Origin of the sequence: Streptomyces sp. CB01373 (assembly GCF_002803075.1) — a bacterium.
Lineage (GTDB): Bacteria > Actinomycetota > Actinomycetes > Streptomycetales > Streptomycetaceae > Streptomyces.
Genome location: NZ_NNBK01000001.1, coordinates 527,626 through 544,437, shown reverse-complemented (window position 1 = coordinate 544,437; position 16,812 = coordinate 527,626). Strand labels below are relative to the sequence as shown.

Genomic DNA, 16,812 nt, shown 5'->3' with positions numbered 1-16,812 from the left:
GATGACGTCGCCGCCTTCACCGAGCAGGCGCCACAGGTCCTCGGGCGAGGCGATGCCGCCGGGGAAGCGGCAGCTCATGCCGACGATCACGATCGGGTCGTCGTCCAGGAGCGCCTCGGCCGGCACGGCCTCCTCGGCGTCCGACTCGGCGTCGGCGCCCAGGAGTTCGGTGAGCAGGTGGTCGGCGAGGGCGGCGACGGTCGGATAGTCGAAGACCGCCGTGGCGGACAGGCGGACACCGGTGACGGCGCCGAGCCGGTTGCGGAGTTCGACCGCGGTGAGCGAGTCGAAGCCGAGGTCGCGGAAGGCGCGGGACGGGTCGACCCCGCCGCCGCCGGAATGGCCGAGCACCAGCGCGGCCTGTTCGCGGACCACGGTGACCAGTGCGTCGCGCCGTTCGGTGCGCTGCAGCCGGATGAGCCGCTCGACGAGCCCGGTGTCGCCCGTGGCGGCGGTGGCCGCCGCGCGCCGGGCGGGGGCGCGGACGAGACCGCGCATCAGCGGTGCGACGGTTCCCCGGTCGCGCAGCACGGCGAGGTCCAGGCGGACCGGGACGAGAGCGGCGCTGCCGGTGGTGAGGGCGGTGTCGAAGAGGGCGAGGCCCTGCTCGACGGTGATGAGCGGCATCCCGGACTCCGCGGCCCGGCGGATGTCCCGCTCGTCGAGCCCGGCCGTCATGCCCGCACCCTGCGCCCAGGCGCCCCAGGCGAGCGAGAGGCCCGGCAGTCCGAGGGACTGGCGGTGGGCGGTCAGGGCGTCCAGGAAGGCGTTGCCGGCCGCGTAGTTGGCCTGCCCGGCACCACCGAACACACCCGCGACGGACGAGAACACCACGAACGCGTCCAGATCCAGACGGCGCGTCGCCGCGTGAAGGTTCCAGGCTCCGTCCACCTTGGGGCGCAGAACGGCCGCGAGCCGCTCCCCGGTGAGGGAACCGAGCACGCCGTCGTCCAGGACGCCGGCCGTGTGCACCACCGCGGCGAGCGGATGCTCCACCGGTATGCCCGCGACCAGCGCGTCCACCGCGTCCCGGTCGGCGACGTCACACGCCGCGACCGAGACCTCGGCACCCAGCTCCTCCAGCTCCGCCACCAGTTCCTCGGCACCCGCGGCACCGAGACCGGAGCGGCTGGTCAGCAGCAGACGCCGCACCCCACGCTCCGTCACCAGGTGACGGGCCACCAGTCCACCCAGGCCACCCGTACCGCCCGTCACCAGCACCGTCCCCTCGGACGACCAGGCGCGGGGCACGGTCAGCACGATCTTGCCGATGTGCCTGGCCATGCTCATGTGGCGGAAGGCGTCCCTGGCGTGCCGGATGTCCCAGGCACGGACCGGGAGCGGGTGGAGGTGCCCTGCGGCGAACAGTTCCGTGAGCTCGCGGCCCATGGCGGCGATCGCCTCGGGGTCCACGTAGGCGAGGTCGAAGGACTGGTAGGTGATGCCGTCCGGGACCGAGTCGTCCTCGCGGATGTCGGTCTTGCCCATCTCCAGGAACCGGCCGCCCGTGCCGAGCAGCCGCATCGACGCGTCGACGAACTCACCGGCCAGGGAGTTCAGTACGACGTCGAGACCGTTCTCGCCCGCGACGGCGGCGAAGGCCGCCTCGAAGTCGAGGGTGCGGGAGGAGGCGATGTGGTCGTCGGCGACCCCGAGGGAGCGCAGCACGTCCGCCTTGGCCTCGCCGGCCGTCGCGAAGACCTCCGCGCCGAAGTGGCGGGCGATCTGGATCGCCGCCATGCCGACACCGCCGGCACCGGCATGGATCAGGACCTTCTCCCCCGCCTTCAGCCCGCCGAGTTCCTTCAGCGCGTGGTAGGCGGTGAGGAACACCAGCGGCAGGGAGGCGCCGATCTCCCAGGTGCAGTGCTCCGGGAGGTGGGTGAGTCGGCGGGCGTCGGTCACGGCGAGCGAGGCGAAGCTGCCGGAGACCATGCCGATGACGCGGTCGCCGGGGGCGATGTGGGTGACGTCAGGGCCGACCTCGACGACCACACCGGCGGCCTCGTGGCCGAACCGCCCGGCGTCGCCGGGATACATGTCGAGGGCCTTGAGGACGTCGCGGAAGTTGAGGCCCGCGGCGCGGATCTCGATGCGGGCCTGGTGGCCGGTGAGCGGCTCCAGGGCCTCCGGGTGCGGGGTGAGGGCGAGGCCGTCGATGCTGCCCGCCGTGGCGCTGTCGAGGCGCCATGCCCGCTGGGCCGGCAGCGTCATGGCGCCGGCGGAGTCGAAGCGGGCGAGGCGGCCGGCCAGGACCACGTCGTCGCGGAGCGCGAGCTGCGGTTCTCCGCTGCCGAGCGCCCCCAGGAACAGCCGTCCGCGTTCGGCGGCGTCGCTGGTGGCGCCGGCTGCTTCCCGGTCGATGAGCACGAAGGTGTCGGGGCTCTCGGACTGGGCGGAGCGCACCAGGCCCCAGACCGCCGCGGCGGCGACGTCGGTGACCTGGGAGCCGCCCGCCTCGACGGCGCCGCGGGTCACGAAGACCAGCCGGGTCCCGGCGAACCGGTCCTGAGCCGTCCACTGCTGGGCGAGGGCGAGGGCCTCGGCGGCCACGGTGTGCGCGGCCTCGGCGACGGGAGCGGAGGTGCCGTCGACGGCGACGACGACGGCGCCGGGGATGTCGGTGCCGTCCGCCGCGAGGGCGGCCAGGTCCCGGTGGGTCGTGACGGCGGCGCCGGCCGCGGCCAGGTCCTCGGCGAGCTCCGTGGTGTCCGGGCCGACGAGCGCGACGGCTGCCGGGACGTCGCCGTCCTGCGGGAACGGGGTCCAGTCGAGGGTGAACAGGGCGTCGCGGGCGATGCCGGCTGCCTCGTTCAGCTGGTCGCCGGTGACGGGCCGGACCAGGAGCCGGTCGACGGAGGCGACCGGCTGACCGGCGGTGTCGCAGACGGCGATCGCGACGGACTGCCCGGCCTCGTCGGTCGGGGTCAGCCGGACCCGCAGCGCGGTGGCGCCGGTGGCGTGCAGAACCGCGCCCTCCCAGGCGAACGGGAGCCCGCCGTTGCCCTCCTCACCCTCGTGGGCGACGAGCGCGGCGTGCAGGGCGGCGTCGAGCAGCGCGGGGTGCAGGCCGAAGCCGGCCTCGTCGTCGGCGGCGCCGGCCTCCGGGAGGACGACCTCCGCGTAGAGGACGTCTCCGGTGCGCCAGGCGGCCTTCAGGCCCTGGAAGACCGGGCCGTAGCCGAAGCCGAGGGCGGTGAAGCGGTCGTAGCAGCCGTCGGTGTCGAGGACTTCCGCGCCGGCCGGCGGCCACACGGTGGCATCGAAGCCGGTGTCGCCGGTGGTGCCGGCCGGCACCAGGGTGCCGGTGGCGTGCTGCGTCCACGACACGTCGCCCGCGTCCTCGGGACGCGAGTGGACGGTGACGGTGCGCCGGCCGGTGTCGTCGGCGACGCCGACCCTGACCTGGGTCTGGACGGCGCCGCGCTCGGGAAGCACCAGCGGGGCGGCGAGGGTGAGTTCCTCGACGCGGTCGCAGCCGGCCTCGTCGCCCGCGCGGAAGGCGAGGTCGAGCAGGGCAGTGCCGGGCAGCAGGACGGTGCCGTGGACGGCGTGGTCGGCCAGCCAGGGGTGGGACTGGAGGGAGAGGCGGCCGGTGAACAGCACGCCCTCGCCCTCGGCGAGCTGCACCGAGCCGTTGAGCAGCGGGTGTCCGGCGGCGGTGAGGCCGACGGCCGCGGCGTCCGCGGCGGAGTGTGCGCCGCTGGGCCAGTAGGTGGTGTGCTGGAACGCGTAGGTCGGCAGGTCGACGCGGGTGGCGCCGGTGCCGGCGAAGAAGGCGGTCCAGTCGATCCGCAGTCCCGCGGTGTGCAGGGCGGCGAGGGCGGTCAGGGCGGTCGTCTCCTCGTCGCGGTCCTTGCGCAGGACCGGGATGGTGACTGCTTCGTCGCCGGTCAGCGACTCCTGCGCCATCGAGGACAGGACTCCGTCAGGGCCCAACTCAAGGAACGTGGTCACACCCTGCTCCTCAAGCGCGGCCACCCCGTCGGCGAAGCGCACCGCCTCACGGACATGACGCACCCAGTACTCGGGCGAGCACAACTCCTCCGCCGTCGCGAGGGAGCCCGTCAGGTTCGACACCACCGGGATCACCGGAGCGGCGTACGACAGGCCCTCGGCGACGGTGCGGAACTCGTCCAGCATCGGGTCCATCAGCGGCGAGTGGAAGGCGTGGGACACCCGCAGCCGGGTGGTCTTGCGGCCCTCCGCCTCGAATCGCGCAGCCAGCTCCAGTACGGCACCCTCGGCACCCGACACCACCACGGACCCGGGCCCGTTGACGGCGGCGACCGACACCTCGTCGGTGAGGTACGGGGTGACCTCGTCCTCGGTGGCCTGAACGGCCACCATCGCACCATCAGCCGGCAGCGCCTGCATCAGACGACCACGAGCCGCCACCAGACGCGCCGCGTCCTCCAGCGAGAACACCCCGGCGACGTGCGCTGCGGCGATCTCACCGATCGAGTGACCGGCCACGAAGTCCGGCCGCACACCCCACGACTCCACCAGACGGTAGAGAGCAACCTCAACCGCGAACAACGCGGGCTGAGTCCAACCAGTCTCATTCAGCAGACCGGCATCCTCACCCCACATCACCTCCCGCAGCGAGCCCTCCAACTCACCGTCCAGGACAGCGAGAACAGCGTCAAGAGCCTCCGCGAACACCGGGAAACGGCCATACAGCTCACGACCCATCCCCAACCGCTGCGAACCCTGACCCGAGAACAGCACCGCACGACGGCCCGAACGGGTGCGGCCGGTGACCGCGGCGGAGTCCGCCTCGCCGTCGGCGAGGGCGGTCAGGGCGCGGAGGGCGTCCTCGCGGCCGGTGGCCAGGACGACGGCGCGGTGGTCGAACGCGGAACGGCTGGTCGCCAGCGAGTGGCCGAGGTCGAGCGGGCGCAACGCCGTGCGCTCGCGGACCGTGTCGAGCAGGCGGGCGGCCTGGTCGCGCAGCGCCTCGGGCGACTTGGCGGAGAGGACCAGCGGGACGACGGCGGGTTCGGCATCCTCCGTTCCGGCCGTCTCCGGGGCCGGTGCGGCGACCGGCTGCTCCAGGATGACGTGGGCGTTGGTGCCGCTGATGCCGAAGGAGGAGACACCGGCGCGGCGCACTCGCTCCGTCCCAGGCCACTCGATCTGCTCGGTGAGCAGCTCGACGGCGCCGGCGCTCCAGTCGACGTGGGACGACGGGGCGTCCACGTGCAGGGTGCGCGGCAGCACGCCGTGGCGCATCGCCATGACCATCTTGATGACACCGGCGACACCGGCCGCGGCCTGCGTGTGACCGATGTTCGACTTCAGCGAGCCGAGCCACAGGGGCTGCTCGTCGGTGCGGTTCTGGCCGTAGGTGGCGATCAGGGCCTGAGCCTCGATCGGGTCACCGAGCGTCGTACCCGTGCCGTGCGCCTCGACGGCGTCCACGTCGCCGGTCGAGAGTCCGCCGCTGGCAAGGGCCTGGCGGATGACGCGCTGCTGGGACGGGCCGTTGGGGGCCGTGAGGCCGTTGGAGGCGCCGTCCTGGTTGACGGCGGAACCGCGGACGACCGCGAGGATCTCGTGGCCGTTGCGGATCGCGTCGGACTGCCGCTCCAGCAGGAGCATGCCGACGCCCTCGGACCAGCCGACGCCGTCCGCCGACTCGGCGAACGCCTTGGAGCGGCCGTCGGGAGCGAGACCGCGCTGGCGGGAGAACTCGATGAACGTGCTGGGCGTCGACATGACGGTCACGCCGCCCGCCAGGGCGAGCGAGCACTCACCCGACCGCAGCGCCTGGGCGGCCCAGTGCAGGGCGACCAGGGAGGACGAGCAGGCGGTGTCGACGGTGACCGCCGGGCCCTCGAAGCCGAAGGTGTACGAGACCCGGCCGGAGGCGACGCTGCCCGCGCTGCCCTGGCCCTGGAAGCCCTCGAACTCCTTGCCGCCCAGCAGGCTGCCGTAGTCGTGGTACATGACGCCGGCGAAGACGCCGGTGCGGCTCTCACGGAGGCTGAGCGGGTCGATGCCGGCCCGCTCGATGGCCTCCCAGGAGGTCTCGAGGAGCAGGCGCTGCTGGGAGTCCGTCGCGAGCGCCTCGCGGGGGCTCATGCCGAAGAAGCCGGGGTCGAAGTCGCCCGCGTCGTGCAGGAATCCGCCGGAACGGCTGTACGAGGTGCCGGTGTGCTCGGGGTCCGGGTGGTAGAGGTTCTCCACGTTCCAGCCGCGGTTGGCCGGGAAGTCGGTGATGGCGTCGGTGCCGTCGCTGACCAGGCGCCACAGGTCCTCGGGCGAGGTGACGTCGCCCGGGAAGCGGCAGGCCATGCCGACGATCACGATCGGGTCGTCGTCGGTCGGCGGCAGCAGCGTGACGGGAGTGAGGGTCTCGGTCTCGGCGCCGAACAGCTCGGTGAGCAGGTGGTCGGCGAGCGCGGACAGAGTGGGGTGGTCGAAGACCATGGTGGCCGACAGGCGCAGACCGGTCGCGGTGCGCAGGCGGTTGCGGAGTTCGACCGCCGTGAGGGAGTCGAAGCCGAGGTCGCGGAAGGCACGGTCGGCGTCGATGTCGGCACCGGCGGCGTGGCCGAGGACCAGAGCGGCGCTCGCGCGCACCAGGTCCAGCAGGACGTCGTGGCGCTGCTCCCGGTCGAGCCGGGCGAGCCGCTGGACGAGTCCGGCGTCGGCGCCCTCGGCGGCCCCGGTCGCGGCGGCGCGGCGGACGGGGGTACGGATCAGCCCGCGCAGCAGCGCCGGCATCTCCGGACGGCCGCGGAAGGCGGCGAGGTCCAGGCGGCTGGTGACGAGAGCAGCCTCACCGGTGGTGAGAGCGGCGTCGAAGAGGGCGAGGCCCTGCTCGACCGTGATGAGCGGCATCCCGGACTCGGCGGCCCGGCGGACATCCCGCTCGTCGAGGCCGGCCGTCATGCCCGCGCCCTGCTGCCAGGGACCCCAGGCGAGGGAGACGGCGGGCAGGCCGAGGGCCTGGCGGTGGGCGGCGAGAGCGTCCAGGAAGGCGTTGCCGGCCGCGTAGTTGGCCTGGCCCGCGCCGCCGAAGACACCGGCGACGGACGAGAAGACCACGAACGCGTCCAGATCCAGGTCCCGCGTCGCCTCGTGCAGGTTCCACGCGCCGTCCACCTTGGGACGCAGCACCGTGGAAAGCCGCTCGCCGGTCAGCGAGCCGAGCACACCGTCGTCAAGGACGCCCGCCGTGTGCACCACAGCGGTGAGCGGGTGCTCCGCGACCAGCGCGGCGACCGCGTCCCGGTCGGCGACGTCGCACGCCGCGACCGAGACCTCGGCGCCCAGCCCCTCCAGTTCTGCCACCAACTCACCGGCGCCTGCGGCGTCGAGACCGGAACGGCTGGTCAGCAGCAGACGCCGCACCCCGCGCTCCGTGACGAGGTGACGGGCCACCAGACCGCCGAGACCACCGGTTCCACCGGTCACGAGCACCGTCCCCTCCGGCGACCAGGCAGTCCGGGCGGCGGGGTCGGCGGTGGCGCGGGTCAGGCGGGCGGCGAGGGCGCGGCCGCCGCGCAGCGCGAGCTCCGGCTCGTCGAGGGCCAGGGCGCGCGTGAGGACGGAGTCGGAGGCACCGTCGAGGTCGACCGACCCGAAGGCGCCGGGGTTCTCGGTCCGCGCGGAACGGACCAGGCCCAGCACGGCCGCGGCGGCGAGGTCGGTCACCGGGGCGTCGTCGGTGGCGACGGCTCCACGGGTGACGACGACCAGACGGGAACCGCTGAGCCGGTCCTCCGCCGCCCACTCCTGAAGAAGCGCCAGAGCGGCGGCGGTCCGCGTGTGCACGGAACCCGGCGTGTGGTCGGCGTCGGAGCCGGCCGTCAGCGGAGCCAGTACGGCACCGGGAACGGGCCCGTCGGCCGCGAGCAGGTCGGCGAGAGTCGCATACCGGACGGCGCCGTCGCCGAGGGCTTCCGCCAGGTCGTCGGTGTCCGGGCCGAGCAGGGCGACACCCGCGGAGCCGGTGCCGTCGGGCAGCGGGACCGGGGTCCAGTCGAGGCGGAAGAGCGCGTCGCGCAGGTGTCCGGCGTCGCCGGTCAGCCGGCCGATGTCGACCGGCCGGGCGAGCAGCCGGGCGATGGAGACCACGGGCCGGCCGGCCGGGTCGGCGGCGGTGACGGACAGCGCGTTCGGCCCCGCCGGGGCGAGCCGGACGCGCAGTGCGGTGGCACCGGAGGCGTGCAGGCTGACGCCCTCCCAGGAGAACGGGAGGCCACCGTCGTCGTCGGTGAGCAGCGCGGGGTGCAGGGCCGCGTCGAGCAGGGCGGGGTGCACGGCGAAGCCGGCCGCGTCGTCGTCGCCCTCCTCGGGCAGCGCGACCTCGGCATACAGCGCGTCACCCGCGCTCCAGGCGGCGGTGAGGCCCTGGAAGAGCGGGCCGTAGGCGAAGCCGCGGGCGGCGAAGCGCTCGTAGCAGCCGTCGGTGTCGAGTGCCTGGGCGCCCGCCGGCGGCCACACGGTGGTGTCGAGGCCGGTGCCGGTGGGGGCGGTGTCGGACAGGGTGCCGGTGGCGTGCAGCGTCCAGACGCCGTCGGTGGCGTCCTCGGGGCGGGCGTGCACGGTGACGGTGCGCCGGCCGGCGTCGTCGGCGGTGCCGGCGCGGACCTGGAGCAGGACGGCGCCGTCCTGCGGCAGGGTCAGGGGCGCGGCGAGGGTGAGGTCCTCGAGGTGAGCGCAGCCGGCCTCGTCGCCCGCGCGGATCGCGAGGTCGAGGAGGGCGGTGCCGGGGAGCAGGACGGTGCCGTGGACGGCGTGGTCGGCCAGCCAGGGGTGGGACTGGAGGGAGAGGCGGCCGGTGAGCAGCACGCCTTCCCCGCCGGGGAGTTCCACCGCGGCGCCGAGCAGCGGGTGGGAGGCGGAGCCGAGTCCGGCGGCGCGCATGTCGTGCGGACGCGCCGCTCCGGCCGCGGGCCAGAACCAGCGGTGCTGGAAGGCGTAGGTCGGCAGGTCGACACGGGCGGCGCCGGCGCCGGTGAACGCGGACGTCCAGTCGGCGTCGATGCCGAGGACGTGCAGCCGGCACAGCGCGGTGACGAGGGCCTGCTCCTCGTCCCGGTCCTTGCGCAGCAGCGGCACGGTGACGGCGCCTTCGGTGGCGGACTGCTGTGCCATGGCGGACAGCACGCCGTCGGGGCCGAGTTCGACGAAGGTGGTGACGCCGCGCTCGCCGAGGGTGCCGACGCAGTCGGCGAACCGTACGGCCTCGCGGACGTGGCGCACCCAGTAGTCGGCCGAGCACAGTTCCTCGGCCGTGGCGAGGGCGCCGGTCAGGTTCGACACCACCGGGATCGCCGGTGCCGCGAACGTCAGCTCTTCGACCACCGCCCGGAACTCGTCGAGCATCGGGGTCATCAGCGGCGAGTGGAAGGCGTGGCTGACGCGCAGCCGGCTGGTGCGCCGTCCCTGCTCGGTGAAGTGCGCGGCGATCGCGAGGGCGGCGGCCTCGGTGCCGGAGACGACCACGGACGACGGTCCGTTGACGGCGGCGATGGAGACGTCGTCGGTGAGGAGCGGGCGGACCTCGTCCTCGGTGGCCTCGACGGCGATCATGGCGCCGCCCTCGGGCAGCGCCTGCATGAGGGTCGCGCGGGCGGCGACGAGACGGCAGGCGTCCTTCAGGGTGAGCACCCCGGCGACGTGGGCGGCGGCTATCTCACCGATGGAGTGACCGGCCACGTAGTCGGGCCGTATGCCCCACGACTCCACCAGGCGGTGGAGGGCGACTTCGACCGCGAAGAGGGCGGGCTGGGTCCAGCCGGTCTCGTTCAGCGGACCGGCGTCCTCGCCCCACATCACCTCCCGCAGCGAACCGTCCAACTCGCCGTCCAGGGCGGCCAGTACGGCGTCCAGGGCTTCGGCGAACACCGGGAACCGGCCGTACAGCTCACGGCCCATGCCGAGCCGCTGTGAACCCTGGCCGGAGAACAGGAACGCGGTGCGGCCGCCGCGGGCGGTGCCGGTCAGCAGCGCGCTGTCGTCGGTCCCGGCGGCGAGGGCCGCGAGGGCGCGCAGCGCCTCGGCACGGTCGGCGCCTGCGACGACGGCGCGATGGTCGAAGACGGAGCGGCTGGTGAGCAGCGAGTACGCGATGTCGGCCGGGTGGGCGTCCGGGTGGGCCTCGACGTGGGCGAGCAGGCGGGCGGCCTGGTCGCGCAGGGCCTCGGGGGTCTTCGCGGACAGCGGCCAGGGGGTGGCCGGGAATTCCTCGGCGGGGTCGCGCGGGGCGGCCTGGGCCGGGGTGGCGGCCGGCTGCTCGATGATGACGTGGGCGTTGGTGCCGCTGATGCCGAAGGAGGAGACACCGGCGCGGCGCACCCGGTCCGCCTCGGGCCACTCGGTCTGCTCGGTGAGCAGCTCGACGGCGCCGGCGTCCCAGTCGACGTGCGAGGACGGGGCGTCCACGTGCAGGGTGCGCGGGAGCACGCCGTGCCGCATCGACATGATCATCTTGATGACGCCGGCGACGCCCGCGGCGGCCTGGGTGTGGCCGATGTTGGACTTCACGGAGCCGAGCCAGAGGGGCCGCTCGGGGTCGCGGTCGCGGCCGTAGGTGGCGATGAGGGCCTGGGCCTCGATGGGGTCGCCCAGGGTGGTGCCGGTGCCGTGGGCCTCGACGACGTCGACGTCCTCGGGGGACAGTCCGCCGCTGGCGAGGGCCTGGCGGATGACGCGCTGCTGGGACGGGCCGTTGGGGGCGGTCAGGCCGTTGGAGGCGCCGTCCTGGTTGACGGCGGAACCGCGCAGCACGGCGAGGATCTCGTGGCCGTTGCGGATCGCGTCGGACCGGCGCTCCAGGACGAGCATGCCGACGCCCTCGGACCAGGCGACGCCGTCGGCGGCCTCGGCGAACGCCTTGGAGCGGCCGTCGGCGGCGAGGCCGCGCTGGCGGGAGAAGTCGACGAAGGTGCTGGGCGTCGACATGACGGTGACACCGCCGGCCAGGGCGAGCGTGCACTCCCCCGTGCGCAGTGCCTGGGCGGCGAGGTGCATGCCGACGAGGGAGGAGGAGCAGGCCGTGTCGACGGTGACGGCGGGTCCCTCCAGGCCGAGGGTGTACGAGACGCGGCCGGAGGCGACGCTGGGGGCGCTGCCGTTGCCGCGGAAGGCCTCGTACTCGTCGCCGGTGAGGATGGTGCCGTAGTCGTTGTACATGACGCCGGCGAAGACGCCGGTGCGGCTGCCGCGCAGGCTGAGCGGGTCGATGCCGGCCCGCTCGACGGCCTCCCAGGACAGTTCGAGCAGCAGGCGCTGCTGGGAGTCGGTGGAGAGCGCTTCGCGCGGGCTCATGCCGAAGAAGTCGGCGTCGAAGGAGCCGGCGTCGTGCAGGAACCCGCCGGCGCGCACATAGGTGTGTCCGGGGCGGTCGGGGTCCGGGTCGTAGAGGTTGCCGACGTCCCAGCCGCGGTTGACGGGGAACGGGCCGGTGGCGTCGGCGCCCTCGCTGACCAGGCGCCACAGGTCCTCGGGCGAGGTGACGCCGCCCGGGTAGCGGCAGGCCATGCCGACGATGACGATCGGGTCGTCGGTGGTGGCCGGGAGGGCGCCGGCGGGGGTGGGCAGGGGTGTGTCGTCGCCGGTGCCGAGGAGTTCGTCGCTCAGGTGGTCGGCGAGCGCGTTCGGCGTCGGGTAGTCGAACACCATGGTCGCGGGGAGGCGCAGTCCGGTGGCGGCGTTGAGGCCGTTGCGCAGTTCGACCGCGGTCAGCGAGTCGAAGCCGAGGTCCTGGAACTGGCGGGCGGCTTCCACCTGGTCGGCGTCGGCGTGGCCGAGGACCTGGGCGATCTGGGTGCGGACCAGGCCGAGGAGGGTCTCGCGGCGGGCGGCGGCGTCCAGGCCGGCCAGTCGCTGGGCGAGGCTGTCGGCGGTCACCGACACCTGGGCGGCGGCGCGGCGCACGGTGGTGCGGATCAGGCCGCGCAGCAGCGGGGCGATCTCGCCCTGGGTGCGCAGGACGGCCAGGTCGAGGCGGACCGTCAGGAGGGCGGGGCCGCCGGTGGCGAGGGCCGCGTCGAAGAGGGCGAGGCCCTGTTCGACGGTGAGCGGCGGCATGCCGGAGCGTGCGATGCGCTCGACGTCGATGTCGGACAGGTTGCCGGTCATGCCGACGCTCTGGGTCCAGGGGCCCCAGGCGAGGGAGGTGGCGGGCAGGCCGAGGGCCTGGCGGTGGGCGGCGAGAGCGTCCAGGAAGGCGTTGCCGGCCGCGTAGTTGCCCTGTCCGGGGCTGCCGAGGGTGGCGGCGACGGACGAGAAGAGGACGAACGCGTCGAGGTTCAGGTCCCGGGTGAGGTCGTGCAGGTGCCAGGCGGCGTCGGCCTTGGGCCGCAGCACGGTGTCGAGGCGTTCGGGGGTGAGGGAGCCGATGACGCCGTCGTCGACGACGCCGGCGGTGTGCACGACGGCGCTCAGCGGGTGCGCGGCGGGTATCCGGGCGAGGAGGGCGGTGAGCGCCTCCCGGTCGGTGACGTCGCAGGCGGCGATGTCCACGGAGGCGCCGAGTGCGGTGAGTTCGTCGGCGAGGGCGCCGGCGCCGTCGGCGGCCGGGCCGCGGCGGCTGGCGAGCAGCAGGTGGCGGACGCCGCGTTCGGTGACGAGGTGGCGGGCGAGGACGCCGGCGAGTCCGCCGGTGCCGCCGGTGATCAGGACGGTGCCGTCCGGGTTCCAGTCGCCGGGGGTGCCGGGCGCGGGCACCCGGGTGAGCCGGGCGGTGAGCACGTCGGAGCCGCGTACGGCGAGGTCGGGTTCGTCGTACGCGGCGGCCAGGGCCGCCACCAGGGCCGCGGGGGCGGCGGGGGCGGCGGGGGTGCCGGTGGCGAGGTCCAGGAGGGCGAAGCGGCCGGGGTTCTCGGTGCGGGCGGTGCGGATCAGGCCGGCGGCCGCGGCGGCCGGGAGGTCGCGGCCCTCGGTTGCGTCGCGGGTGACGAGGACGAGCCGGGCGTCGGCGAACCGGTCCTCGGTCAGCCAGTGCTGGGCCAGGCCGAGTACGGCGGCGGCGGTGGTGTGGGCGGCGTCGGCGGCCGGGGTGTCCTGCTCGCCGGGCACGGCGGTGAGGACGATCCCGGGCACCGGGGCGGTGTCCGTGGCCAGCGCGGTCAGGTCGGGGTGAGCGGTGACCTGGACGCCGGTGGCGCGCAGCGCGTCGGCGAGGCCGGCCGGGTCGGCGCCGACGAGGGCGACGGTCTCCGGGAGGTGCTCGGGGAGGCTGCGCAGCGAGGTCCACTCGACCTGGAACAGGGAGTCGCGGTGGACGGCCCCCGCGGCGCCGGAAATGTCCTTGGGGACGACGCGGGAGACCAGGGAGTCCACGGACAGGACGGTGCCGCCCGCGGTGTCGTACACGGCGATGGAGACGGTGTCCTCGCCCGCGGAGGTGATCCGGGCGCGGACGGTGGTGGCGCCGGACGCGGCGAGGTGCACGCCCTGCCAGGCGAACGGCAGTCCGCCCTGGCTGATGGCGCCGAGGTCGGTGTAGGCGGCGGAGTGCTGGGCGGCGTCCAGGAGCGCGGGGTGCAGGCCGAAGTCGGCGGGGTCGGTGCCCGCGTTCTCGGGGACGGCGACCTCGGCGAACACGTCGGTGCCGCGGCGCCAGGCGGCGCGCAGGCCCCGGAAGGCGGGCCCGTAGTCGAAGCCGAGGCCGGCGAGGCGCTCGTAGCAGCCGTCGAGGTCGACCTGTTCGGCGCCGGCGGGCGGCCAGACGGTGGCGTCGAAGGCGGCGTCCGGGGCGCCGGCCCCGGTGGTGAGGACACCGGTGGCGTGCTGCGACCAGGGCAGGTCGAAGCCGTCCTCGACGCGGGAGAAGATGCCGAGCGGGCGGCGGCCCGCGGGGTCGGGGGCGCCCACCCGGACCTGGAGCTGGACGGCGCCGCGCTCGGGGAGCACCAGCGGGGCGGCGAGGGTGAGTTCCTCGACGCGGTCGCAGCCGGCCTCGTCGCCCGCGCGGATGGCGAGTTCGACGAAGGCGGTGCCGGGCAGCAGGGCGCGGCCCTGGACGCCGTGGTCGGTGAGCCAGGGGTGGGAGTGGACGGAGAGCCTGCTGGTGAACAGGAACCCTTCGCCGTCGGCGAGTTCGACGGCGGCGCCGAGCAGCGGGTGGTCGGCGGAGCCGAGTCCGGCGGCGGTGACGTCCTGGGTGGAGCGGCCCGCGGCCGGCCAGAACCGCTGGTTCTGGAAGGGGTAGGTGGGCAGGTCGGCGCGGAGGGCGCCGCTGGTGTCGAAGAGGCGGGCCCAGCGGACGGTGAGGCCGCGGACGTGCACGCGGGCGAGTCCGGTGAGGGCGGACTCCTCCTCGGGGCGGTCCTTGCGCAGCAGCGGCACGGCGGTCGTGCCCTCGGGCAGGGACTCCTGCGCCATCGCGGACAGCACGCCGTCGGGGCCGACTTCGAGGATGGTGGTGACGCCCCGGGCGGCGAGGGTGGTGACGCCGTCGGCGAAGCGGACGGCCTCGCGGACGTGGCGGACCCAGTAGTCGGCGGTGCACAGGTCGGCGGGGTCGGCGACGGTGCCGGTCAGGTTGGAGACGACCGGGATGCGCGGCTCGTGGTAGGTGAGGCCCCGGGCGACGCTCCGGAACTCCTCCAGCATCGGGTCCATGAGCGGCGAGTGGAAGGCGTGGCTCACCCTGAGCCGGGTGGTCTTGCGGTCCTGCGCCTCGAAGTGCGCGGCGATCGCGGCGACTTCGTCCTCGGCACCGGCGACGACCACGGAGGACGGCCCGTTGACCGCGGCGATCGAGACCCGCTCCGTCAGAAGCGGAAGCACCTCCTCCTCGGTGGCGCGCACCGCGAGCATCGCACCACCCCGCGGCAGCTCCTGCATCAGGCGGGCGCGGGCGGCGACCAGCGTGCAGGCGTCCTGAAGCGACAGCACCCCGGCGACATGGGCGGCGGCGATCTCGCCGACGGAGTGGCCGCCGACGTAGTCGGGGGTGACGCCCAGGGAGGAGACGAGGCGGTAGAGGGCGACCTCGACGGCGAACAGCGCGGGCTGGGTCCAGCCGGTCTCGTTCAGCAGGCCGGCGTCGGAGCCCCAGACGACGTCGCGCAGCGGGCGGTCGGTGTGGCCGTCGAGGAGGGCGGCGATCTCGTCGAAGGCCTCGGCGAACACCGGGAAGCGGGCGTGCAGTTCGCGGCCCATGCCGAGGCGCTGGGAGCCCTGGCCCGAGAACAGGATGGCCGAGGCGCCGTCGTCGACCGAACCGTGGGCGATCTCGGTGGCGCCCGAGGCGTCGGAGCCCGCGCAGAGCAGGACGGCGCGGTGCTCGAACGTGGCGCGGCCGTCGGCGAGGGCGAAGCCGATGTCGAGCGCGTCGGCGCCCGGGTGACCCGCGAGATGGGCGGCGAGGCGCTCGCGCTGGGCGTCGAGCGCTGCGGCGGAGCGGCCGGACAGGGTCCACGGGACGAGCGCGGGGCGGACGGCGGGGTCCGGGGCGGGGCGCTCGGGCGCGGCGGGGGCCTGTTCGAGGATGAGGTGGGCGTTGGTGCCGCTGATGCCGAAGGAGGACACACCGGCCCGGCGGGCGCGGCCGGTCTCGGGCCAGTCGACGGCGCGGTCGAGGAGTTCGACGGAGCCGGCGGTCCAGTCGACGTTGCTGGTCGGCCGCTCGGAGTGGAGGCTCTGGGGCAGCACGCCGTGCCGCATCGCCATGATCATCTTGATCACGCCTGCGGCGCCGGAAGCGGCCTGGGCGTGGCCGATGTTCGACTTGACGGAGCCGAGCAGCAGCGGCCGCTCGCGGTCCTGGCCGTAGGTGGCGAGCAGCGCCTGCGCCTCGATCGGGTCGCCGAGGGTGGTGCCGGTGCCGTGCGCCTCGACCGCGTCGACGTCCGCGGCGGTCAGGTGCGCGCTGTCCAGGGCGGCGCGGATGACGCGCTGCTGGGACGGGCCGTTGGGGGCGGTGAGGCCGTTGGAGGCGCCGTCCTGGTTGATGGCGGAGCCGCGCAGCACGGCGAGGACCGTACGGCCCTCGCGCTGGGCGTCGGACAGCCGCATCAGGATGAACAGGCCGGCGCCCTCGGCCCAGCCGGTGCCGTCGGCGTCGTCGGAGAACGGCTTGCAGCGGCCGTCGGCGGCCAGTCCGCTCTGCGAGGTGAACGCGATGAACGGGTGGGGCGTGGCCATGACGGACGCGCCGCCCGCAAGAGCCAGGGAGCACTCGCCGCCCCGCAGGGCCTGCACGGCCAGGTGCAGGGCGACGAGCGAAGAGGAGCAGCCGGTGTCGACGGTGACCGCCGGGCCCTCGGCGCCCAGGAAGTAGGAGAGCCGGCCGGAGATCACGCTGGCGGCGTGACCGGTGGTGGAGTACACCTCGGCGTCCTCGTCGGACGCCTTGATGACCTCCGCGTAGTCCTGGCCCGTGGTGCCCATGAACACGCCCGTGCGGCTGCCCCGCAGCGTGGAGGGGTCGATGCCGGCCCGCTCCAATCCCTCCCAGGCGATCTCCAGGAGGATGCGCTGCTGCGGGTCCATGGCGACGGCCTCGCGGGGCGAGATGCCGAAGAAGGCGGGGTCGAAGCCGGCGGCGTCCTGAAGGAAGCCGCCGACCTGGGCGAGGCTGCTGCCCTCGCCGCCGCCCGCCAGCCGGTCCAGGTCCCAGCCGCGGTCGGTCGGGAACGGGCCGATGACGTCGCGGCCCTGGGCGACGAGCTCCCACAGGTCCTCGGGGGAGACGACGCCGCCGGGGAAGCGGCAGCCGATGCCGACGACGGCGATCGGCTCCGCCGCCGAGGCGACCAGCTGCTCGTTCTGCTTGCGCAGCCGTTCGATCTCCTTGAGGGACGACCGCAGCGCCTCGACGTACTTGTTGGGGGACGTGCTCAT

Annotated in this window: 1 protein-coding gene (only partly in view); it reads right to left on the bottom strand. The window is 74.7% G+C overall.

The annotated features are described in order from the left end of the window. Positions 1 to 16,812, bottom strand: partial view of a type I polyketide synthase gene (locus CG719_RS02145; protein ID WP_100566706.1) — the 5' portion only. Its footprint begins 15,915 nt before the window's first position; 16,812 of the gene's 32,727 nt are visible here — the first part of the coding sequence; its start codon is at positions 16,810 to 16,812; the stop codon falls past the left edge of the window.